Annotated in this window: 18 protein-coding genes; 6 read left to right on the forward strand and 12 right to left on the reverse strand. The window is 31.6% G+C overall.

What is annotated here, in order from left to right; all coding sequences use genetic code 11:
• Positions 1 to 17: 17 nt before the first annotated feature.
• A complete protein-coding gene (locus BT107_RS01880) occupies positions 18 to 761 on the reverse strand; it encodes a hypothetical protein (RefSeq protein ID WP_072302054.1) in 744 nt (247 codons plus the stop codon).
• Positions 762 to 941: 180 nt separating this feature from the next.
• Here BT107_RS01880 and BT107_RS01885 point away from each other — a divergent pair, with 180 nt between their 5' ends.
• Both BT107_RS01885 and BT107_RS01890 read left to right on the forward strand, forming a co-directional pair.
• The gene (locus BT107_RS01885) at positions 942 to 1700 is read left to right on the forward strand and encodes a glycosyltransferase (protein ID WP_084639076.1); all 759 of its coding nucleotides are present in this window, start codon (positions 942 to 944) and stop codon (positions 1698 to 1700) included.
• A 12-nt stretch (positions 1701 to 1712) separates the two neighbouring features.
• On the forward strand, positions 1713 to 3134 hold the full coding sequence (locus BT107_RS01890; RefSeq protein ID WP_072302055.1) for an ArnT family glycosyltransferase: 1422 nt from the start codon (positions 1713 to 1715) through the stop codon (positions 3132 to 3134).
• A 33-nt stretch (positions 3135 to 3167) separates the two neighbouring features.
• Here the strand turns inward: BT107_RS01890 and BT107_RS01895 are convergent, their stop codons facing one another.
• The 3 genes from BT107_RS01895 to BT107_RS01905 form a co-directional block, all read right to left on the reverse strand.
• Positions 3168 to 4748, reverse strand: coding sequence for an FMN-binding glutamate synthase family protein (locus tag BT107_RS01895; RefSeq protein ID WP_072302056.1), 1581 nt, complete (start codon positions 4746 to 4748; stop codon positions 3168 to 3170).
• 108 nt (positions 4749 to 4856) lie between these two features.
• A complete protein-coding gene (locus BT107_RS01900; protein WP_139254261.1) occupies positions 4857 to 6137 on the reverse strand; it encodes an amidohydrolase in 1281 nt (426 codons plus the stop codon).
• A 46-nt stretch (positions 6138 to 6183) separates the two neighbouring features.
• On the reverse strand, positions 6184 to 6645 hold the full coding sequence (locus tag BT107_RS01905) for a GNAT family N-acetyltransferase (RefSeq protein ID WP_072302057.1): 462 nt from the start codon (positions 6643 to 6645) through the stop codon (positions 6184 to 6186).
• A 153-nt stretch (positions 6646 to 6798) separates the two neighbouring features.
• Here BT107_RS01905 and BT107_RS01910 point away from each other — a divergent pair, with 153 nt between their 5' ends.
• From BT107_RS01910 to BT107_RS01920, 3 genes are all read left to right on the forward strand, one after another.
• A complete protein-coding gene (locus BT107_RS01910) occupies positions 6799 to 9120 on the forward strand; it encodes an ATP-dependent helicase (RefSeq protein ID WP_072302058.1) in 2322 nt (773 codons plus the stop codon).
• A 78-nt stretch (positions 9121 to 9198) separates the two neighbouring features.
• On the forward strand, positions 9199 to 9801 hold the full coding sequence (locus BT107_RS01915; protein ID WP_072302059.1) for a zinc-ribbon domain-containing protein: 603 nt from the start codon (positions 9199 to 9201) through the stop codon (positions 9799 to 9801).
• Between the two features lie 81 nt (positions 9802 to 9882).
• A complete protein-coding gene (locus BT107_RS01920; protein ID WP_072302060.1) occupies positions 9883 to 10503 on the forward strand; it encodes an L-threonylcarbamoyladenylate synthase in 621 nt (206 codons plus the stop codon).
• Positions 10504 to 10579: 76 nt separating this feature from the next.
• Here the strand turns inward: BT107_RS01920 and BT107_RS01925 are convergent, their stop codons facing one another.
• From BT107_RS01925 to BT107_RS01935, 3 genes are all read right to left on the reverse strand, one after another.
• The gene (locus BT107_RS01925) at positions 10580 to 11431 is read right to left on the reverse strand and encodes an OmpA family protein (RefSeq protein ID WP_072302061.1); all 852 of its coding nucleotides are present in this window, start codon (positions 11429 to 11431) and stop codon (positions 10580 to 10582) included.
• A gap of 73 nt (positions 11432 to 11504) precedes the next feature.
• Positions 11505 to 12509 (reverse strand): glycosyltransferase family 2 protein, encoded by a 1005-nt coding sequence (locus BT107_RS01930; protein ID WP_072302062.1) that lies wholly within the window; start codon positions 12507 to 12509, stop codon positions 11505 to 11507.
• A 36-nt stretch (positions 12510 to 12545) separates the two neighbouring features.
• Positions 12546 to 12992: a type I restriction enzyme HsdR N-terminal domain-containing protein gene (locus BT107_RS01935; RefSeq protein WP_072302063.1), complete on the reverse strand. Its 447-nt coding sequence runs from the start codon at positions 12990 to 12992 to the stop codon at positions 12546 to 12548.
• Positions 12993 to 13018: 26 nt separating this feature from the next.
• Between BT107_RS01935 and holA the strand changes: the two genes are divergently transcribed.
• A complete protein-coding gene (gene holA / locus BT107_RS01940) occupies positions 13019 to 14020 on the forward strand; it encodes a DNA polymerase III subunit delta (RefSeq protein WP_072302064.1) in 1002 nt (333 codons plus the stop codon).
• On the opposite strand, the gene BT107_RS01945 is transcribed toward holA, so the two are convergent.
• The 5 genes from BT107_RS01945 to uvrA all read right to left on the reverse strand — a co-directional run bounded on the left by BT107_RS01945 (position 14021) and on the right by uvrA (position 23516).
• On the reverse strand, positions 14021 to 14401 hold the full coding sequence (locus tag BT107_RS01945) for a DoxX family protein (protein ID WP_072302065.1): 381 nt from the start codon (positions 14399 to 14401) through the stop codon (positions 14021 to 14023).
• A gap of 119 nt (positions 14402 to 14520) precedes the next feature.
• Complete coding sequence (locus BT107_RS01950; RefSeq protein ID WP_072302066.1) at positions 14521 to 16932, reverse strand: alpha-ketoacid dehydrogenase subunit alpha/beta; 2412 nt, start codon at positions 16930 to 16932, stop codon at positions 14521 to 14523.
• 163 nt (positions 16933 to 17095) lie between these two features.
• Complete coding sequence (locus tag BT107_RS01955) at positions 17096 to 19939, reverse strand: gluzincin family metallopeptidase (RefSeq protein WP_072302067.1); 2844 nt, start codon at positions 19937 to 19939, stop codon at positions 17096 to 17098.
• Positions 19940 to 19946: 7 nt separating this feature from the next.
• Positions 19947 to 20633 carry an LOG family protein gene (locus BT107_RS01960; protein WP_072302068.1) on the reverse strand — a complete coding sequence of 229 codons (687 nt, stop codon included), beginning with the start codon at positions 20631 to 20633 and terminating at the stop codon, positions 19947 to 19949.
• A 51-nt stretch (positions 20634 to 20684) separates the two neighbouring features.
• A complete protein-coding gene (uvrA, locus tag BT107_RS01965) occupies positions 20685 to 23516 on the reverse strand; it encodes an excinuclease ABC subunit UvrA (protein ID WP_072302069.1) in 2832 nt (943 codons plus the stop codon).
• Between the last annotated feature and the right edge of the window lie 18 nt (positions 23517 to 23534).

The following is a 23534-nucleotide window of genomic DNA, read 5'->3' on the forward strand; positions in this document are numbered from 1 at the left end:
AATAGTCTTTTTGTCAATTATTTTAAATTTTTCATATGTTCTCTAACTCTAAGATAAAAGTTAGGATAGTCAGTATGTATTTTAAATAAAAGGTTAGAAGTCTCTTGTGTTGTACTTTCTAACGTAATACGCTCAGCAACTATATCATACTTAGTTACTAAAGTATTGTGCAATGCAGATAAACTTCCAGAATTACTAGAAATTGTTAATTTAGAATCTGTATTTAAGAGCATTATTTTAGATATGTTTTCTAAAAATGCTTCACCTGTAGCACTTATTTTAGTTTTAGAAGCATCTAAAACGTTTTGTGCACTTTCTGTTATTACAACTTCACCATTTACAACACTAATTTTAGCATTCTCTCCTAAAGACTGTTTTGCGTTTGTTAAAACAACAATAGCAGTAGAATCGTTTTTACTAAAAGAAGTTTCTAAAATAGATAGTTGTGTTTCTTTAGATTTTAAAGCCTCAAGTGTTTTCTCCATATTCTTAGAATTCTGGCTAGAGACCTGCGTAAAGTTTTTAAGATTGTTTAATAAAGATTTATTAGCTTCTTGTAGCTCAGTAGCCTGACTTTTATACAGATCAGATTCAGCAACACTTACTTTTGCGATTTTCTTAGCTTCAGCTAAGGCTATATTAGTCTTAGTAATGCTATCTTTTAAATTATCTATTTGCAGTATCAAATCGCTCTTTTTCTGAGCAAAAGCAGCAGTAGTTACGCATAAAAGTAGTAGGATAGATAGGGTAATCTTTTTCATATATAATTATAATTTGAGTGACAAATTTAAACATTTAATTAAGGTGACAATTGTTATTTTTAAAAGATGCTTTTTTAGAGTTAAAAAAACGGTAACTGCTTAAAATATTGTTTAAAGATGTACTGTAAATAATGACTGGCATATTGTTTTTTAATATCTTGCGACACAAAATTAATTAGTGTGCCAAAATTATCTTATACAACTTGTATTGTAATACCTTGCTATAACGAAGTTAAAGAGCTTAAGAATAGAGTTTACAACGGTTTTTTAGAACAAGATTCAGATGCATTTATATGTTTTGTAGATGATGGCTCTACAGATGGCACTTTTAAAGAGTTACAAGCTTTAGAGAAGCAGTACCCAACAAAGGTAGTTGCATATAAAAATGAAGCTAATGTTGGCAAGGCAGAATCTGTACGAAACGGTATTAATTATGCTGCTGCTAATTTTGATTTTAAGTTGATTGGTTATTTAGATGCAGATTTGGCAACTTCTTTAGAGGAGTTTTGTTCTTTAACGTCTTATGTTAAGGATAATATATCTTTTGTTTTTGGTTCTAGAATTATGAAATTAGGTTCTATTATAGAACGCAAATCTTCACGTTTTTTTATAGGAAGGTTTATAGCAACAATAATATCTAAAATACTAGATTTAAAGGTATACGATACGCAATGTGGCTCTAAATTATTTACTAAAGAGTTGGCATTAGAAGTTTTTAATAAACCTTTTGTTTCTCGCTGGCTTTTTGATGTAGAAATTTTTAATAGAATAGTAGTGTTTTATGGTAAAGAGATTGCACTGCAGAAAATGTTAGAAATTCCGCTTAAAAGATGGGTAGATCAAGGAGATTCTAAAGTAAAAACATCTTATTTTTTTCAACTTTGGTTAGATCTTTATAAGATTAATAAAATTGTAAAACAAAGTGCAAGCGCACAATAATAACAGTATAAAATGACTGATAAAAAAACTACCATTAATTATATGTTGATAGCCGTTTTGTCTATCGTTGTGTTTAGGTTTATTATTACTGGTGCCATACCATTACTGGATAAAACAGAGGCTCGCTATGCAGAAATCTCTAGATTAATGCAAGAAACAGGGGAGTGGGTTGTTTTACAAATAGACTATAATGTGCCTTTTTGGGCAAAACCACCGTTATCTACTTGGATGTCTGCAATGAGTTTTGAGCTTTTTGGAGTAAGTGAGTTAACCGCTAGATTACCTTCTTTTTTATTGGGTGTAGCAATGCTTTTTATATTGGGTTACTTTGTTAGAAAAACAAAAGTATCTCCATTATTACCAGCACTAGTTTTAGTAACAACACCAGAGTTTTTAATACATATGGGAGTTGTTTCTACAGATTCTGCTTTGTGTTTTAGTGTAATGTTAATTATGTTATCTTTCTGGAAAAGTATTTCATCAGACAAAAAAACAATTTGGAATTACCTCTTTTTTGTAGGTGTAGGTTTAGGATTTTTAGCCAAAGGACCATTGGTGTTAGTGTTAACGGGAGCTCCTGTGTTTTTCTGGTTGTTGTTAGACCGTAAAACATTTTTCTCTAACCTAGGTAAATTACCTTGGATAGTTGGTTTGCTAATTACTGTAGTTATTGCGTTACCTTGGTATTTATTAACAGAACAAAGATCACCAGGTTTTATAGATTATTTTATTGTAGGCGAGCATTTTAATAGGTTTTTAAAGCCAGGATGGAGCGGAGATTTATATGGTCAGCCAAAAACACAACCATTAGGTTTAATTTGGGTATTTATGTTGTCTTTTTGTTTGCCTTGGTTTTATATAGTATTGGCAAAAATAGTAAAGCTTAAAAAGCGCATTTTAGATGATAAGTATGTGGCGTTTTTATTGTTTTGGTTGTTTTGGACACCAATTTTCTTCACTATTTCTAAAAACATTTTACATACTTATATTTTACCTTCTACAGTACCAATGGCACTTTTAATTGCACATTGGTGGCCAGAGTATAAACATAAAAGAAAAGCTTTAATAGCGTGCTCTATATTTCCTATTTTAGTATTTATAGCAGGTGCTGGACTTTTGGTTACTGACCAGTGGAAAGTATATATGAACTCTGATAAGTTACTAATAGCTAAATCAAAAGAATTAAAAATTGATAAGAACCCGCCTATTTTGTACCTTGATTCTAAAACATATTCTAGTCAGTTTTACAATAAGGGTAATGTTATAGACACTAGAGAAGAACCTGCTAAAATAGATTCTATTTTAGAGGCTTATGATAAACTTTATATTTTATCGGATAAAAGAGAGTTTTACCTTTTACCTAAAAAGTATGTAAGTAAATTACAGGTAATAGATACAACAAAAAAAGCACGTCTTTATTTGTACAATAAATAAGTGCTTTTACCATTATAATTTTAAAAAACGAGTCTATTTTTTAGGCTCGTTTTTCATATATTCTTTTCCTCCTAAATGTTCACAGTCATACAATTCTTGCATACCATTAAAAGGAACTTTTGCCTTGTTGTAACCGTATGTAAATGCTAAACTTCTGTTTAACTCATTATCATCTAAGTTTACTTGTATGTCATCCATAGTATATTGGCAAGGATGCTCGTAACCAGATGCATGTGTAATCTCTATTAGTTCTTTTCTAAAACTTTTAAAGTACTGTGCTAAACGATCAGATTTTAAAGTCACATTAATTCCGTTTTGCAACCATTTGTTTTGTGTAGCAATACCTGCTGGGCAAGTGTTTGTATGGCAAGATTGTGCTTGTATACAACCAATACTCATCATAGCTTCACGAGCTACGTTAATACAGTCTACGCCCATAGCAAATGCCATTGCTCCTTTAGCAGGGAAACCTAATTTTCCACTACCAATAAAAACAATTCTCTCTGTAAGTTTTTTTTCTAAAAACAATTTATATAAGCTAGAGAAACCATAAACCCAAGGTAAAGACACGTGATCTGCAAAACTTGGAGGCGCAGCACCAGTACCACCTTCACCACCATCTACGGTAATAAAATCTGGACCTTTACCAGTTTTAACCATTAGATCAGCAAGTTCTTCCCATTGGTCTAATTTACCAATAGCACCTTTAATACCTACAGGTAAACCAGTTTCATTAGCAATTTTTTCAATTAAGGCTAATAATTCAGGTACTGTATTAAATGCTTTATGTGTTGCAGGAGATAAAACATCTTCACCAATTTTAACACCTCTAATTTCAGCCAATTCGGCTGTAATTTTAGCACCTGGTAAAACACCACCTTTTCCTGGTTTAGCACCTTGAGATAATTTTATTTCAATGGCTTTTATACAAGGGTTGTTCTCTACTAAAGTTTTTAATTTTTCCAATGATAGGTTTCCGTCTTCAGAACGAACACCAAAATATCCTGTTCCAAAATGAAAAACTACGTCACCACCTTGCTTATGGTAAGGAGATAAACCACCTTCACCTGTATTATGGTAAGCACCACTTTTTAGTACACCTTTATTCATTGCTTCTACAGCGGCTGCAGATAATGAACCAAAGCTCATAGCAGAAACATTTATAGCAGAAGCTGGTCTAAATGGTTTTTTTCTTTTATTGTAAGCACCAATAACTTTAGCACAAGGTAAAAATGTTTTGTCTTTTGCGTTTGGATGGTTATCATCAATTTTATATGCCATCATTTGGTTTTTTACAAAAATATGCTGGTGTGCATATACATCTCTGTCTGTACCAAAACCTTCATAATTGTTTTCGCTTTTAGCAGATGCATAAATCCATCCACGTTCTATACGATTAAAAGGTAACTCTTCTCTGTTGTTGGCAACAAAGTATTGTCTCATTTCTGGACCAATACTCTCTAACATATAACGTATATGTCCTACAATTGGAAAGTTATGAGATATTGTGTGCTTTTTCTGAAAAAAGATATCGCGTATTGCAACTATGGCTAGTCCAATAATTACCCATATCCACCAAGAGATATTAGATAAAAAAGTTAAAAATGAATCCATTAAATGTAAGTTAGTTTGGCGTTATACTTGTTTTAAGAAAGAAATATAATGCTCATAATTATACTGCAAAAATACCAAAACAATATGTATTTAATACATAGCTGAATTTTATTTATTTAAATAATCCAAGCTCATCTCAGTTAGTGTTTTAACACCTAAAAGCATTCCTGCATCGTCTATTTTAAAGTCAGGCGTATGATGTGGGTAAGCCTCGGTAGATCCAGGTGTCATTCCTCCTAAAAAGAAATAAAAACCAGGAACAACTTCTTGAAAATAAGAGAAATCTTCACCACCAGTAGTTGCTTTTGTTAACTGCACATTAGTTGTACCAGCTACACGCTGCATTGTTGGTAGCATTTGGTTTACCAGATCAATATTGTTAAATGTTATAGAAGTCTGACTTTCTACTTCTAACGTAGCGCTACCGCCATATGCTTTTGCAATAGTCTCTGTCATTTCTTTCATTCTACGTAAAATAACTTCACGCATTTCTGGGTTTAAAGTTCTAACTGTGCCAATTAGTTCTGCACTTTCTGGAATTATATTAAAACGCACACCACTAGTTATTTTGCCAACGGTAATAACAGCAGCTTCTTCAGTTAATTTAGATTCTCTACTTATTATAGTTTGTAAACCATCTATAATTTTAGCAGAAATAAGAATAGGGTCTACACCAGACCAAGGTTGTGAGCCGTGTGTTTGTTTCCCTTTAACTTGTATAACAAAACGTTCTACAGCTGCCATAATACCCTCTGTTTTGTATTTAATAACACCTACAGGAGTAGCAGAATTTATATGTAAACCAAAAATAGCATCTACCTTAGGGTTTTCCATTACGCCTTCTTTTATCATTAAGGCAGCACCACCTTCTTCTCCTGGAGGTGCACCTTCTTCTGCAGGTTGAAAAATAAACTTAACAGTACCTTTTATTTTATCTTTATTTTTGGCTAAAATCTCTGCAACACCCATTAATATAGCAGTATGTGTATCGTGTCCGCAAGCGTGCATTACACCAGTTTCTACTCCTAAGAACTGATCTGTAACATTAGACTTAAAAGGTAAATCGTTACGTTCTGTTACAGGTAAAGCATCTATATCTGCTCTTAAAGCAATTACTTTTCCTGGTTTTTTACCTTTTAAAATACCTACAACACCAGTTACGGCAACACCTGTTTGCACTTCTATACCTAGACTTTTTAGGTGAGCAGCTATTTTTTCTGCGGTTTTAAATTCTCTGTTAGATAGTTCTGGGTTTTGATGAAAATGATGCCTCCATTCTATTACTTTAGCTTCAATGTTTTTGTATTCGCTATCTAAATTGTGCTTTTGTGCCTGTATAGCAAAGCCACAGAGCATAAGTCCTAAAATTAAATTGTTCTTTGTTTTCATATATAGTTTAGTTGATTGTTATATTGGTTTTTATCAATCTTAAAAATTAAATTTTCATTCTCATATTAACTAGGTGTTCTTTAAATCCGGCTTTTTTATACGCTCTTAACGCAGCCGCATTTTCACTGTAAACATCTAATCGGACTTCGGTAATATTTTTTTCTTTTATCCATCTAAATAAAAAATCTATAATACTTTTGTTTACGCCTTTGCCACGTTGTTCAGGATCTACATACATAAAACCTAAATATGCATATTTACTATGTTTTAAGTGAGATTTAGCAGGAGTAATAGTAGCGTAAGCAGAACCAATAAGTTTATCCTCTAAAGTAGCAACAGCAACCGCAGTAGCATCATCTTTTAATAAATTTTCTATACTGTAGTAAGAAATTGGATCTGGTTTTAATGTTTCATCAAAAGGACGTTCGGCTTTAATAATTCCTTGTTCAAAAGACTTTAAAACTGCAATATCTTCTGTAGTAGCCAATCTAATCTTAATTTCTTTCAATGTAATTTGTATTTTTAATTGTAGTATTTCCTAAAGATATTTAAAATATGAAAGAATGTAGATTTATTGTTTATAATTATTGATACTACTTGTTTTATCTAGTGTTAATTATGGTTAAATTTACACTTCTCTAAATTATATAAGAAAAATCTATTGGAAGAATTTATTGCCCAACTAAACGAGGCACAAAAAGCACCAGTTTTACATACTAAAGGACCGTTAATGGTAATTGCCGGAGCAGGTTCTGGTAAAACTAGGGTATTAACATATCGTATTGCATATTTAATACAACAAGGTGTAGACCCGTTTAATATTTTGTCGCTTACGTTTACCAATAAGGCTGCAAGAGAAATGAAAATTCGTATTGCAGATATTGCAGGTAGTGCAGAAACTAAGAGTTTATGGATGGGAACTTTTCATTCTATATTTGCTAAACTATTGCGTTTTGAGGCAGATAAATTAGGGTATCCTAATAACTTTACTATTTACGACACACAAGATTCACAACGTTTAATTGCTTCTATTATTAAGGAGATGCAACTAGATAAGGATATCTATAAATACAAGCAAATACAAAATAGAATATCATCTTATAAAAATAGTTTAATTACAGTAAAGGCCTATTTTAATAATCCAGATTTAATAGAGGCAGATGCAATGGCAAAACGCCCGCGTACTGGTGAAATTTACAAGAATTATGTAGATCGTTGTTTTAAAGCTGGAGCAATGGATTTTGATGATTTATTATTAAAAACCAACGAGCTTTTAAATGTATTTCCTGAAGTTTTACAGAAGTATCAGAACAGGTTTCAGTATATTATGGTTGATGAGTACCAGGATACAAACCACTCGCAATACCTAATTGTAAAAGCATTATCAGATAAATTCCAGAACATTTGTGTTGTGGGAGATGATGCACAAAGTATTTATTCTTTTAGAGGGGCAAACATTAGTAATATTCTAAACTTTCAGAAAGATTATGATAATGTTGCAATGTATAGACTAGAACAAAATTACCGTTCTACAAGAAACATTGTAAATGCAGCTAACTCTATTATAGAGAAAAACAAAAATCAGTTAGAAAAAGTAGTTTGGACGTCTAATGATGACGGACCATTAATAAAAGTACATCGAAGTATTACAGACGCGGAAGAAGGTAGATTTGTTTCTAGCACTATTTTTGATACTAGGATGAATGAGCATTTACACAATGGTGAATTTGCTGTTCTTTACCGTACAAACTCACAATCTAGAGCAATAGAAGATGCGTTGCGTAAAAGAGATATTCCGTATAGAATATATGGAGGATTGTCTTTTTATCAACGTAAAGAAATTAAAGATGTTTTAGCTTACTTACGCTTGGTAATTAACCCTAAAGATGAAGAGGCTTTAAAACGTATTATTAACTTTCCTGGACGTGGAATAGGACAAACAACCATAGATAAGTTAATGGTAACTGCCAACCATTACGGTCGTTCTATCTTCGAGGTTATGGAGAATATAGATAAAATAGATCTAAAAATAAACTCCGGAACTAAGCGTAGATTATCCGAGTTTGTTAATATGATAAAAGGTTTTCAGATTATGAATAAAGGGGCAGATGCCTTTTCTTTATCTGAGCACGTTGCTAAAAAAACCGGAATTCTTTTAGAGTTTAAAAAGGATGGTACACCAGAAGGTATTGCCAAAATGGAAAACATAGAAGAACTTTTAAATGGTATAAAAGACTTTGTTGAAGGACAAATGGAATTAGCCGATGCAACGGGTAATATTGCAGAGTTTTTAGAGGATGTTGCACTTGCTACAGATTTAGATAACGATAAAGGAGATGATGACCGTGTAGCACTTATGACTATACATATGGCAAAAGGATTAGAATTTCCGCACGTATTTATAGTTGGTATGGAAGAAGATTTGTTCCCTTCAGCAATGAGTATGAGCACCCGTACAGAGTTAGAGGAGGAGCGTAGGTTGTTTTATGTGGCGTTAACGCGAGCGGAAAAGCAAGCATATTTAACCTACACAGAGAGTAGGTACCGTTGGGGTAAACTAGTAGATGCAGAGCCAAGTAGGTTTATAGAGGAAATAGATGAAAAATATATAGAGAATTTAACTCCGGTTAGCAACTATAAATATAAATCTTTAATTGATAAAAATATCTTTGGCGAGGTAGATAAAAGTAGGTTAAGACAAGTTAAACCAGTTTCTGGTATTGCGCCAACTACTGTAAAACCTAATGAAAATCAATTACGTAAGCTAAGAAAATTACGACCAGAATTAGCAAATCCTGTAAGTAATAATTCGGACTTAGATCCAAGTCTAGTAGAAGGTGCTGCTGTTAATCATTCTAGATTTGGTAGAGGTGTTATTATTAAAATTGATGGTGTAGGAAACGATAAAAAAGCAGAAATAAAGTTTGATAAAGGGGATATTAAAAAACTCTTACTACGTTTTGCTAAATTAGAAGTACTGTAAACAGGGATGTAATTTTCCTACTAAATGGTTTTATTTGTATTATATTTAAAATGAATAATAACTATAAAACCAACCAATATGATTTTTTACGGGTCTAATTCATCACATTTAAAATCCAAATCTACAAGGCAAATACCTTGTAGTAATTGTAAAGAAAGTTCTAAGTTTAATATAGAAATATATGGTAAGTATGCCCATTTGTATTGGATTCCTATTTTTCCAATAGGTAAAACAGGTGCTGCGGTATGTACTAATTGTAATACCGTTTTTGAACCAAGACAAATGGATCATAACTTAAAGTTAGAATACAAAAATGTAAAAGGAGAAGCTAAAACTCCAGTAAAACATTTTTCAGCTTTATTTATAATAGGACTTTTAATAGCAGGTTTTAGCTTTTCTTCTTTTTTAGATGGAAAAAATACGGAGGACTATATTAGTGAACCACAGGTTAGTGATGTGTACAGGTATAAAACAGAAGATAATAATTATTCTACAATGAAAATAGCATCAATTTCTGATAGTATTTATATTATGGATAACGAATATTATACAGACAAAAAATCAGGAATTAGCGAAATAAACCTTGCTAAAAATTATACTAAAGAACAATACGGTTATACTGTAGAGGAATTAAAAGACTTGTATAAAGATCAGATTATTTATCAGATAGATAGAGATTAGGTCTATGTAAGTTTTTGCAGTGTGGCGAGACTAATTTAGGTAGTAAAAAATTACTGTTATTAGTTTTTAAAACAAAAAAATATGGCTCAGTTTATTAAAATATATTCAGATAATCCAAACCCTGCAGCAATTAAAAAGGTTGTAGATGTTCTAAAAAAAGGAGGCTTAATAATATATCCAACAGATACAGTATATGGTCTTGGGTGCGATATTACAAATACAAAAGCCTTAGAGAAAATTGCGCGTATTAAAGGAGTAAAATTGGCAAAAGCAAACTTCTCTTTTATTTGTGCAGATTTAAGTAATTTATCTGAATATGTAAAACAGATAGATACAGCTACATTTAAAATTTTAAAAAGAGCATTACCTGGTCCTTATACATTTATTCTTCCTGGTAACAATAACTTACCAAAAGACTTTAAAAAGAAAAAAACAGTAGGTATACGTGTGCCAGATAACTCTATAGCTAATGCACTGGTTAAAGCACTTGGCAACCCTATAGTTTCTACATCTATTAGAGATGAAGATGAATTGTTAGAATACACTACAGATCCTGAGTTAATTTATGAGAAATGGGACAATCTAGTAGATATTGTAATAGATGGTGGTTATGGCGATAATACAGCGTCTACGGTTGTAGATTTGTCAGATGGTGAGCCAGAAATTATTAGAGAAGGTAAAGGAGATATAGATATATTTTAATTATAAAATTAAAATACTAGTAATAAAAAAAGCCTCGCATTTTGCGAGGCTTTTCTTTTTGTAATAAACAGTATTACTATTTGTTAATTGCAGGATCTTTCATTCCTTCTTCGATCATACTATAGAATTGATCAATTTTAGGAAGAACTACAATTCTTGTTCTTCTGTTCTTAGCTTTATCTGTAGAAGATACTGGTACGTATTGAGATCTACCAGCAGCAGTCATACGTTTAGGATCTACACCGTATTCAGTTTGTAAAAGACGAACTACAGAAGTAGCACGCTTAACACTTAAATCCCAGTTGTCTAATAAAACACCTTTTCTGTAAGATACAGCATCTGTATGTCCTTCAACCATAAATTCAAAATCTGGCTTGTTGTTTACAACTTGTGCAACTTTACCTAATACTTCTTTAGCACGTGTTGCTACGTTATAGCTACCACTGCTAAATAATAATTTATCAGATATAGATACAAAAACAACACCTTTTTCTACACTAATTTGAATATCCTCATCATCTAAGTTTCCAAGAACACCTTTTAAACTTTGTACTAAAGAAAGGTTTACAGAATCTCTACGTGTAATAGCATCATTTAATTTACGAATAGTTAAATCTTTTTCTTGTAAACTTTCCAAAGACTTCTCTAAATTTTGAGCTCCTTTAGCAGATAAATCTGTTAAGTTACCCATATTATCTACTAATACTTGATTGTTAGCTTTAAGGAAATCGTTTTGATCTTCTAAAGTTCTTAATCTAGCAGTAGCTGTTGCCTTCTCTTCAATACAGCTGTTTAATTTTACTGTAGCTGAATTTAATAAATCTTCAGTTTCTTTATTTTTTGTTTCTAACTCCGCATATTTCTTTTGCGATACGCAAGAAGATAATAATATTGTAGCTCCTAAAACGCCTAAAAAAATCTTTTTCATATTCATATTACTATTAATTGTTAATTGGTTCAAAATTATATAAAATGTTCTATCTATTGGTACTATAATTTAGTTAATCTTTTACTAAATTGTTAAACTCTTTACTACCATTTACGAAATAAGACCACACAATGGACTTAATTTTGTGATATTTTTTGTGTTTCACTTTTAAATCTCTCTTTTTTAGTGTTTTGGGAATATTCCAGTAAAAACTAAAGTGAGCTTTTATGATTGCAAAAAAGTGCGAAAATCGTAATTGTGTCAAGAAACGTATACCTGCTATACCATCCAACAACAACCTTGCCAGAACTATAAAAATAGCCTTTTGTATTGGTATATTTTTTATGATGCTAAAAAGTGAATTTCTAAAGTTTAAAAACGTCTTTTTAGGGTTCATTTCGCTAAGTGTAGATCCTCCTATATGATAAACTGTAGATGTGCCAACATACATAACTTGTAGGTTCATATTTTGAGCACGCCAACATAAATCTATTTCTTCTTGGTGAGCAAAATAATCCTCATCAAAACCACCTAAAGTAGTAAAGGTAGATTTACGAATAAAAAGGCAAGCACCACTAGCCCAAAAAATAGGAGTTGTATCGTTATACTGACCTTTATCTTCTTCTAATGTGTCAAAAATTCTTCCTCTACAAAAAGGATATCCAAAACTATCTAAAAAACCACCACCTGCACCAGCATATTCAAAATGTGTTTTCTTTTTTAGATCTAATATTTTAGGTTGTATAATTACGGTATCTATATTTTTTGTAAAATGATCTGCAATAGGTGAAAGCCAATTTGGTGTAACTTCTACATCAGAATTAAGTAAACAAAAAACATCTGCATCAATATGTTGTAAAGCATCGTTATAGCCTTTAGCATAACCACCATTTATTTTATTTTCTACAATGCCTATACTTGGATAGTTTTCTTTAATAAATGCTATAGAATTGTCTGTAGAAGCATTGTCTGCAACATATATTTTATAATTGTTAGAGTATTCTAAAACAGAAGGTAGAAAGCGCTCAAGGAGTTTAACACCGTTCCAATTTAAAATAACAACTGCAATTTTAAGCATATTAAAATCTAATTTTTTATAGGTTCTACTACAAATTTAACTGTTAAAATCAGGAATGTCACGTAAAAACTCATAATTATCTTTAGTGGCATCTGTTTTACAGTAAAAATGATTTAATCCGTTAGTAACCATTAAGAAATTGGCGTCTAACTGCATATTGTATCTTGCAATTTGGTCAAAAGTAGTTTGTGTAATGTTTATTTCTGGAGCTTTACATTCTACTAAAACATCTATGCTTCCGTTTGGTTTAAAAATAACAACATCGTACCTTTTTTTTAAGTCGTTAATAACCAGTTGTTTTTCGACATTAATAAGACTTATGGGGTATTTTTTATGATAAATTAGATGATGTACCACATGTTGTCTAACCCATTCTTCGGGTTGTAGTACCACAAACTTTTTTCTTATCACATCAAATATATAGACTTTATTTTCGCTATTTTTGAAACGGAAGTTGTACGAATAAAAGTTAAGCTTCTGCATACTGCAAATTTGATGATTTTTTTTAAATGGACGAAGTAAAAAAACTAATCTCCGATATTAAAAACGGAAACGTAAAACCTATTTATTTTTTAATGGGCGAGGAGTCTTATTATATTGATAAGATTTCAGAATACATTGAAAAAACTGTTCTTTCTGAAGAGGAACGTGGTTTTAATCAAATGGTGCTTTATGGTAAGGATGTAACTGTAGACGATATTGTTTCTAATGCTAAGCGTTATCCAATGATGGCAGAGAAGCAAGTTGTAGTTGTAAAAGAGGCACAGCATTTATCTAGAACTATAGATAATTTAACTAGTTATGCTAATAATCCGCAGCCAACGACAGTTTTAGTAATATGCTATAAATATTCCAAATTAGACAAGCGTAAAAAACTATACAAAGCAGTACAAAAAAGTGGTGTTTTGTTCGAAAGCAAAAACTTGTACGAAAACCAAGTTGCAGATTGGATTAAAAAAGTATTACAAGGAAGTGGTTATAAAATTACACCTATAGCTGCACAGTTATTGGTAGAGTATTTAGGTACTAGTTTAAGCAAGATAAACAACGAATTAGAAAAGCTTAAAATTGTAATTACTAAAGATATAGAGATAACACCAGCCACTATAGAGGAGCATATTGGTATTAGTAAGGATTTTAATAATTTTGAGCTTAAAAAGGCAATTGGTGAGCGTAATACATTAAAAGCGGCACGTATTGTAAATTATTTTGCGCAAAACCCAAAAGACAATCCGTTTGTAGTAACAGTGACTGTTTTGCATACGTACTTTACACAAGTATTACAGTATCATGGTCTTAAAGATCACTCTAAAGGTAATGTTGCTAAAGTTTTAGGTGTAAACCCCTATTTTGTAAATGAATACCAAACTGCAGCCAAAAACTTTCCTATGAGAAAAGTAAGCGGAATTATTTCTGCACTTAGAGATTTAGACTTAAAAGGTAAAGGAGTAGGAGCAGCTAATATGTCACAGGCAGATCTGTTAAAAGAGCTTTTGGTAAAAGTTTTTTAATTATTTACCGTCTACACTAAATCTACCAGGACCTAAAAGGAATATTATAACAAAGAATAATAGGTAAAGAACAGCCATTTCTTTAACGCTAAATGGATCTGCACCATGTTGTACAAAAGCAGCAACTAACATTGTTACGGCTGCAGGCACAGCAAACCATCTTGTTTTATATCCTAAAATTATAAAGATTGGACATAGAACTTCACCAATAACCGCTAAAAATAAAGAAGGACTAGCTCCTATACCAATAGGGTCTGGAAATTTTATTTCTTCACCACTAAAAAAGTTTTGTAATTTAGGTATTCCGTGTGTAAGCATTATGGCCGACGGCACTATTCTTAAAAGTGCTAAGCCTATATTTGTTTTAATAGTATCTCTCATTGGTAGATCCGGGGATAAATAATTCAATGTATCTCAAATTTAGAAATATTTTTTTTAATAGACGATTATTAATCACTATTTCTATGAAGAAAAGACACAAAAAGTATTATTTAAAACAATTACCTAAGTTTTGGAAAACTAGTAGGGTTTGCCTCGTTCATAATTGAGTATATTTTTTCAAATATATCTTCTGCATTTGGTTTAGAAAAGTAGTCACCATCTGTAGCATAAGCTGGTCTATGTGCATTAGCAGTTAATGCTTGTGGCATACTGTCTAAAAATTTATAACCACCTTGCTTTTCTATTACTTCTTGTATAAGGTATGCAGAACATCCGCCAGGAACATCTTCATCTACAACTAAGAATCTATTTGTTTTTTGAAGACTTTTAACTACATCATGATTAATATCAAAAGGTAATAAACTTTGCGCATCTATTACTTCTATATCTATACCAACTTGTAATAACTCTTTTGCAACTTGCTCTACAATGCGCAATGTAGAACCGTAAGAAAGAACAGTAATATCTTTTCCTTCTTTTACAGTTTCTACTACGCCAATAGGAGTACAGTGTTCTCCTAAGTTAGTAGGCATTTTCTCTTTTAATCTATAACCGTTTAAGCATTCTATTACTATAGCGGGCTCATCAGATTTTAATAGTGTATTGTAAAAACCAGCAGCTTTTACCATATTACGAGGAACAAGGATGTGTATACCTCTTAATAAGTGAATAAAACCACCCATTTGAGAACCAGAATGCCAAATACCTTCTAATCTATGACCTCTTGTTCTAATAATTAAAGGCGCTTTTTGTTTACCAACAGTACGGTAAAGCAGTGTTGCTAAATCATCACTTAATGTTTGTAAAGCATACATTAAGTAATCTAAATATTGTATTTCTGCAATTGGTCTTAAACCTCTTAGCGCCATACCAATACCCTGGCCAATAATTGTAGCTTCTCTAATACCTGTATCTGCTACTCTTAATTCTCCGTATTTAGCTTGTAAGCCTTCTAAGCCTTGATTTACATCACCAATTGCACCAGCATCTTCACCAAAAATTAATGTTTCTGGATTGTTGCCAAATATATAGTCAAAGTTTTCTCTTAAAATAACTCTACCATCAACAGACTCAGATTCATCAGAATAAACTGGTTTTACTTCTGTTATGTTGCTAGCTCTATTATCTAGTTCGCTATGTAAGTGAGAGCTGTATTTTGGTTGAATTTCTTCCATATAAGAAGTAATCCAATTTAATAAAGCATTTTTCTCTGCAGTTTCTTCACCTATTAGGTATCGTAAAGCTTTTCTAGCGCTAGAAGCTAAATCTCTTTTTATAGGTTCTTCAATTGCAATTAAATCGTTCTTAATTTTACCTATAAAGTTTTTGTTAGGACTTTTACTAGCTACGTTATCTAGTAATACTACTAGTGTTTTTTTAGCTTCTTTATTTGGACTAATAAATTCTGTCCAAGCTTCTTTTTTAGCTGTTCTAACTATTTTCTTAATATCCTTTTCAATAGATAAAAGTTCTTCTTCTGTAGCTATATTATTTTCTAAAATCCACTCCTTAAAACGTTTGTTACAATCGTTTTCTTTTTCCCATTCTAGACGTTCTGCAGATTTGTATCGCTCGTGAGAACCAGAAGTAGAGTGTCCTTGAGGTTGAGTTAATTCTTTTACGTGAATTAATACAGGAACGTGCTCTGTTCTAGCAATTTCTGAAGCATTCTCGTAAGCGTGAATTAAAGCGGTGTAATCCCAACCATTAACTTTTATAATCTCGTATCCTTTATTATCTTCATCTCTTTGAAAACCTTTAAGAATTTCTGATATATTTTCTTTTGTAGTTTGATGTCTTGCGTGTACAGATATACCATAAGCATCATCCCAAACACTAATTACCATTGGTACTTGTAAAACACCAGCAGCATTTACTGTTTCAAAAAAATGGCCTTCACTAGTACTTGCATTACCAATTGTACCCCAACCAATTTCATTTCCATTATTTGAAAAATTAGTTGCGTCTATTCCTGAAACATTTCTATATATTTTAGAAGCTTGTGCTAGACCTAATAATCTAGGCATTTGTCCTGCTGTAGGAGAAATATCTGGACTACTATTTTTTTGTTGCGTTAGGTTTTTCCAACTTCCATCTTCATTTAAACTGTGAGTTCCAAAATGACCACCCATTTGCCTACCAGCACTCATTGGGTCTTTTGTAATATCTGTAGTTGCGTATAAACCGTGAAAAAACTGTTTAGGCTCTAATAAACCTAAAGCCATCATAAAAGTCTGGTCCCTGTAGTAACCGCTTCTAAAGTCTCCGTTTTTAAAAGAACGAGCCATTGCTAATTGCGGTAACTCTTTACCATCACCAAAAATTCCGAATTTAGCTTTACCAGTTAAGACTTCTCGTCTTCCTAATAAGCTACATTCCCTACTAGTTACGGCTATTTCAAAATCTTTAATGATTTGCGATTTAAAATCGTCGAAAGAAATATCGTCTTTTGTTTGTGGTTTTACGCTCATAGCTTAAGAAGTTATATTTCTGCAAAAGTACCAAATTTGATTGGTTTTTGCAATAGCTAAGATCGATATGTTATTGAATATTTAATAAAATATGGTCTATTTGATACATCTATATTATAGAATAATCATTTTTTTTACTTAAAATTGGTTATTTGTTATTTAATTAAAACCATTTTCTTGTAAATAGGCCGGTTAGTGACTTGGGACTTAAGGTTACAATAAATCTTATCTTTTCTCCATAATTTGGCTGAGATACTTCCCATCCGTTGTTAGAGTACATAGGGAAAAACAGTTCAAAATAATCTGTAACTAGATTTAGGCGTATACCTGCATCATAAACAAAACGAGCACTAGATCCAGAATTTTTAAGATACCCGGCATCTCCGTAGGCTTCAATCCACCTATAAATGTTAGTACTTACATTTGTTGTTGCTAACCAATCGTTTGCAAATGGATTTTCTAATTTAGACTTAAATCCACCTTCAGCAATTATTATTTGCTGGCTATAAATACCAGAGGATGCAGATCTACCTAAGTAGGCATAATCAAATAAATAATCTGTAGGTCTGTCTAATGCGAAACTGAAGTAATTAGAGTCGGTACTCTTACTTATAAATTTACCCGCAAAAAATCTTACATTTAATTGTCGGTTGTTTTGAAAAAGTTTTCTGTATTCTAGATCAAAAGATAATTTAGAGAAGTTACCTGCGTATTGCGCATCTATAAACCAGGACAGGTAATTTATTAAACCATTATTTGTATCTCTAAATCTAGCGTTTAAAACACTATAATCTGGTTCTATTTCTGTGTCTAAAACTAAGTTTTCATCAAAATCTCTAAAGACATTTACATAACGCATAAGAAAACTTTGGCTTCTGTTAGATCTCAAATTTTTTGGTCTCCAACTTAATCCAAATGAAGGTGTTATTTTTGTATACCTAGAATTTTCTTGAAAATGAAATGTTGAATAGCTTAAAGAGTATGTAGATAAAAATAGATTTTTATTTTTTTTAAAATCTCGGATTGAAAAATTACCAGATCCTACTAATGAGTTCTCTTTCGTTGCATATGCAGGAGCAATAGAGAAAGTAAAAGGTTTATCTAATAATGTGCTATTATGTAATTTTATAGAAGGTGTTAAACCGTCATAAGCATTAAATCTAATTTCGGGATTGTAAAAAATTTGATTGTAATATGGGTTCTCTGCATCTTTAAAAAACTGTAAGCGTAGTTTTTTATTACTGGCTAAGAAACCTTTTAAAGATTTCCAGTTGTCTCTTTGGTTGTATTCTGGTATTTTTTTATCGTAGTTTAAAACAAATTTATCTTCATCATTTCTTGGTATAGTAATGGTTTTTTCTCCTGTAATATCTGTAATCCAATATTTAGAAATTACAGAATCTTTTTTTAATCCAAATAGCGAAACAGGAAGATTGGCAGATGTTTTATTTTTTACTACAACCTGTAATGAATCTTCTGATTTAATAATTTTCTTAATCTTAAAATCGATTTTATCATTAGTTGCTATAAACTCGTCAAAAAACCAATCTATATCTGTGTCTGTAGATTTCTTTAGAATGTGTTCAAAATCTTTGGTAGTCACATTTTTTTGATTGTAGTTTTTGTAAAAATCTTTAATACTATTCTTTACCTTATCATAACCAATGTATTCTGATAAATAAGCTAAACCTAAACCAGATTTGTATCCATTTGCGATTTGCTGATTAAACTTTATTAAAGAATCGTTTGAAGCAATAAGGGGTTGATCTAAGTTTTTCCTAGCCGTAAGCATAGATAATAAAGCATATTGATCATTAAAATCGTACTTTGAAATTTCAAAACTTCTAACTCCCCATATTTTAGAAAACTTGCCTAATAATTTTTGTCCGTTATAAAATTCATCAACATAGGCTATCATTAAATAATTAACAATGGCATCAGTAATCCATTTTTCTTTTCTTGGATTTAGGTGTATACTCTCGTATAGAATATTATATAGCGTAGTTTTTAAGAATTTAAGTTCGTAATTAAACTCTTCAGAATAAGGAACAATAAAAGAGGGTAGTTGGTTAATACCATAAAGCGGATTTTTTTTGTAATCTAGCTCGCTTACCAATAATTTTTCGTGAGGAAAATCTCCTAAATTCTCTTTTATAAATTTAGTTACTTTATTAATGGATATACCTTGATAAATCTCCTCATATTTTTGCGACGTAAAATCTGTTTCTACAGTTAAGTCTGGTGTAACGTGTGTTATAAACCTTTTTTCTTTACTTAAAATAATTTCTGCACTAGTTCTATTGCTTCCGTCTATTACGGTAGTTCTATTACTATTTACGGTGTATTCATTAGTTTTGTTAAGGTTTGTTGTTAAAAACAAATCTTTAGAAGTTGTAAAGTATAATTTTGTTGTAATAATATCTGTTTGTAAATCTTCTAGATTTTTGTTGGAGTATAAATTCCATTTGCCATTGTAAGTGGCAGGAGTTAAATACCAATCTTTTAAGTAGTAATCACCTTTATCATTAAAACCAAAAGTGGTGTATTTGTTTGGGGGTAATTGAACCTTGTACTTAATATTAAGTGTAATTGTACTATCTGGAGCAAGTGGTTTATTTAACATAAACAAAAGAATGTCTTTGCTCTTTGTGTGTTTATTGGCAAGTGAGTTGCCTTTAGAATCTTTTGCGTTAAGTATTGTAGAAAATCCTCTTTCGCTAGATTTAGCTAGGTGTAGACTTTTTTTGTATTCCTCTGCAAAACGTTTTGCAAGAGCTGTTTTTTTACTAGAATAGGCATTTGCCCAATCGTTAAAATAAAGAACTTCTAAAGTGTCTTTAGATGTATTATTATATTTAAACTCTTGCTGAATTGTAATTTCGTGACAAGAAGTATCTAAAGTAGCATTTATTATAGTTGTATGTTGCGCATGTAATTGTACACAGAAAAAGAAAATAATTCCTATTCCTGCGTACGTTACAAATTCTTTTATTCTAAATGCTATCATACTTAAATTAGAAGTTTGGACTTAAATCATGTCCTTTGTAGAATGCATCAATTATTTCTACAACTTCATCTGCAGTATCTGCTATTTTAATAAGGTCTAAGTCTTTGGCGCTAATATTTCCTTCGCCCAACATTGTATCTTTAACCCAGTCCATTAAACCAGACCAAAAAGTAGAACCTACAAGTATAATTGGAAATTTACCAATCTTGTTCGTTTGTATAAGCGTAATAGCTTCAAAAAGTTCATCTAATGTGCCAAAGCCTCCAGGCATTACTACAAAACCTTGTGAATATTTTACAAACATTACTTTTCTAACAAAAAAGTAATCAAAGTTTATACTTTTATCTTGATCTATATATGGATTATCATGTTGTTCAAAAGGCAACTCTATATTTAAACCTACAGAAGTACCACCTGCTAAGTTAGCACCTTTGTTACCAGCTTCCATAATACCAGGTCCACCACCTGTAATTACACCATATCCTGCTTCTGCTATACTTTTTGCAACATCTACTGCTAACTCGTAATATTTAGAACCTTCTTTTGTACGGGCAGATCCAAATACAGAAACACAAGGGCCAATGGCGCTCATTTTCTCAAATCCGTGTACAAATTCTCCCATTATTTTAAAAAGTGCCCAAGAATCGTTTGTTTTAATTTCGTTCCAGCCTTTTGAGTGTTTTTCTCTTCTCATTCTATTCTAATTTATAAAGTATATACACTATTCTGTATACATTATTTTTAATTATTTTAATTCTTTTTTTAGGAATTTAGCAGTGTAACTTTTCTTGTCTTTAGCTATTTCTTCTGGTGTTCCTTTTGCAACTAACTTACCGCCACCACGGCCACCTTCGTAACCTATATCTATTATATAATCTACCATTTTAATAACATCCATATTATGTTCTATAACTAAAACGGTATTTCCTTTGTCTACTAATTTGTTTAAAACTTCCATTAATACCCGTATATCTTCAAAATGTAAACCAGTTGTTGGTTCATCTAGAATATAAAATGTATTGCCTGTATCTCTTTTAGATAATTCTGTTGCTAACTTAATACGTTGCGCTTCTCCACCAGATAATGTAGTAGATTGTTGTCCTAATGATATATAGCCTAAACCAACATCTTGTATGGTTTTTAACTTTCTATTTATTTTAGGAATGTTTTCAAAAAATGTTACTGCTTCATCTATTGTCATTTCTAAAACATCTGAAATAGATTTTCCTTTGTATCTTATTTCTAATGTTTCTCTATTAAAGCGTTTACCATTACAGGTTTCACAATCTACGTAAACATCTGGTAAAAAGTTCATTTCTATAACACGTAAACCACCACCTTGACAAGTTTCGCATCTTCCGCCAGTAACATTAAAGCTAAAACGGCCTGGTTTGTAACCTCTTATTGCTGCTTCTTGTGTTTTAGCAAAAAGGGCACGTACTTCTCCAAAGACACCAGTATATGTTGCTGGGTTAGATCTTGGAGTTCTACCTATAGGAGATTGATTAATGTCTATTACCTTGTCTATGTGTTCTAAACCGGTAATTTTTTTATATGGCATTGGCTTTTTAACACCATTAAAGTAATATGCATTTAAAATGGGGTAAAGGGTTTCATTAATTAAGGTAGATTTACCACTACCAGAAACACCGGTAACACCAATCATTTTACCTAATGGAAACTCTACAGATACATTTTTAAGGTTATTTCCTGTACAACCCGTAAGTGTTACTTTTTTACCATTACCTTTTCTACGTTTTTTAGGTACAGCTATTTCTCTTTTACCTGTAATATAATCGGCTGTAAGTGTATTAAAGTTTTTTAAATCTTCTGGTTTACCCTCAGATATTATTTCTCCACCGTGTTTGCCAGCTTTAGGACCTATGTCTATTACGTGATCTGCACGCTCTATCATGTCTTTATCATGTTCTACCACAATAACAGAATTTCCTATATCTCTTAAAGCTTCTAACGATGCTATTAAACGCTCGTTATCTCTTTGATGTAAACCAATGCTTGGCTCATCTAAAATATATAAAACTCCCACTAACTGTGAACCTATTTGTGTTGCCAAACGTATACGTTGCGCCTCGCCACCAGATAAAGATTTAGAACCTCTATTTAATGATAAGTAGTCTAGACCAACATTAAGTAAAAATTGTAGTCTTGTTTTAATTTCTTTAATTACTTCTTCAGCTATTTTAAGCTGATTTTTACTTAGTTTTTTATCAACCTTACTAAAAAAATCTGCCAAGTCAACAATATCCATTGTTGCTAAATCGGCAATATTTTTATCATCAAACTTAAAATACAAAGAAGCTTTTTGTAACCTAGAACCTTCGCAAGTAGGACAAATTACTTTGTCCATAAACTCTTTTGCCCAACGTTTAATAGGAGCAGAGTTGGCATCGTTAAACTGACTTTCTATAAAGTTAGAAATACCTTCATATTCAATTTTATAATTTCTTTTAATTCCTAAAGTTTTAGAATCTACTTCAAAACTCTCATTGCCACCATTTAAAATAACATTTATTGCCTCTTCTGGAATTTTAGAAATAGGGTCTGTTAGTTTAAAATTGTAACGTTGCGCAATAACATCTAACTGTTTAAAAGCCCAAGAGTTTTTATATTTTCCTAAAGGAGCTATACCACCTTCTTTTATAGATAATTTAGTGTCTGGAAATATTTTATTGGTATTAACTTGGTATTTATGTCCTAAGCCATTACAACTAGGGCACATACCTTTAGGCGAGTTAAAAGAAAATGTATTTGGCTCGGGTTTTGGGTAAGATATACCTGTGGTAGGGCACATTAAATCTCGACTAAAATAGCGAGGTTCTTTTTTACCTTCTTCCAAAATCATTAATACATTATCGCCACTATACATTGCTGTGTTAATGGTTTCAGAAATGCGTTTGTCTAAATCTGCGTTGTCTGATATTTTTAACCTGTCTATAACAATCTCTATATCATGTACTTTGTAACGATCTAATTTTAAACCTTTAACTATGTCTACAATTTCGCCGTCTACTCTCACTTTTACAAATCCTTGTTTAGCAATTTGCTCAAACAGCTCACGGTAATGACCTTTTCTAGATTTAATAACAGGAGCAAGAACGTTTATTTTTTTGTCTTTAAAATCATTTATAATAAGCTCCTTTATTTGAGCATCACTATAACTAACCATTTTTTCTCCTGTGTTGTAACTATGTGCATCTGCTGCACGAGCAAAAAGGAGTCTTAAAAAGTCATATATTTCGGTAATTGTACCTACTGTAGATCGTGGAGATTTAGAAGTTGTCTTTTGCTCTATGGCAATTACGGGCGATAAACCATCTATTTTATCTACATCTGGACGCTCTAAGCCACCTAAAAACTGACGCGCATAGGCAGAAAAAGTTTCTATATATCTACGTTGGCCTTCGGCATAAATAGTGTCAAAAGCTAATGACGATTTGCCACTACCAGACAGGCCTGTAATAACAACAAGCTTTTCTCTAGGTATGGTAACGTCTATATTTTTAAGGTTGTGCACACGTGCACCTTTTACCTCTATGTTTTCTTCGTATGTAATCATTTACTAATTTGGCAAAGT

This window comes from Cellulophaga fucicola, from assembly GCF_900119145.1.
GTDB classification, from domain to species: domain Bacteria; phylum Bacteroidota; class Bacteroidia; order Flavobacteriales; family Flavobacteriaceae; genus Cellulophaga; species Cellulophaga fucicola.

Bases quoted from the DNA above. Each gene is read 5' to 3' on its own strand.
- BT107_RS01880 (WP_072302054.1), bottom strand. From the start codon at position 761: ATGAAAAAGATTACCCTATCTATCCTACTACTTTTATGCGTAACTACT.
- BT107_RS01890 (WP_072302055.1), top strand. From the start codon at position 1,713: ATGACTGATAAAAAAACTACCATTAATTATATGTTGATAGCCGTTTTG.
- BT107_RS01895 (WP_072302056.1), bottom strand. From the start codon at position 4,748: ATGGATTCATTTTTAACTTTTTTATCTAATATCTCTTGGTGGATATGG.
- BT107_RS01900 (WP_139254261.1), bottom strand. From the start codon at position 6,137: ATGAAAACAAAGAACAATTTAATTTTAGGACTTATGCTCTGTGGCTTT.
- BT107_RS01915 (WP_072302059.1), top strand. From the start codon at position 9,199: ATGATTTTTTACGGGTCTAATTCATCACATTTAAAATCCAAATCTACA.
- BT107_RS01920 (WP_072302060.1), top strand. From the start codon at position 9,883: ATGGCTCAGTTTATTAAAATATATTCAGATAATCCAAACCCTGCAGCA.
- BT107_RS01925 (WP_072302061.1), bottom strand. From the start codon at position 11,431: ATGAAAAAGATTTTTTTAGGCGTTTTAGGAGCTACAATATTATTATCT.
- BT107_RS01930 (WP_072302062.1), bottom strand. From the start codon at position 12,509: ATGCTTAAAATTGCAGTTGTTATTTTAAATTGGAACGGTGTTAAACTC.
- BT107_RS01935 (WP_072302063.1), bottom strand. From the start codon at position 12,992: ATGCAGAAGCTTAACTTTTATTCGTACAACTTCCGTTTCAAAAATAGC.
- holA (WP_072302064.1), top strand. From the start codon at position 13,019: ATGGACGAAGTAAAAAAACTAATCTCCGATATTAAAAACGGAAACGTA.
- BT107_RS01945 (WP_072302065.1), bottom strand. From the start codon at position 14,401: ATGAGAGATACTATTAAAACAAATATAGGCTTAGCACTTTTAAGAATA.
- BT107_RS01950 (WP_072302066.1), bottom strand. From the start codon at position 16,932: ATGAGCGTAAAACCACAAACAAAAGACGATATTTCTTTCGACGATTTT.
- BT107_RS01955 (WP_072302067.1), bottom strand. From the start codon at position 19,939: ATGATAGCATTTAGAATAAAAGAATTTGTAACGTACGCAGGAATAGGA.
- BT107_RS01960 (WP_072302068.1), bottom strand. From the start codon at position 20,633: ATGAGAAGAGAAAAACACTCAAAAGGCTGGAACGAAATTAAAACAAAC.
- uvrA (WP_072302069.1), bottom strand. From the start codon at position 23,516: ATGATTACATACGAAGAAAACATAGAGGTAAAAGGTGCACGTGTGCAC.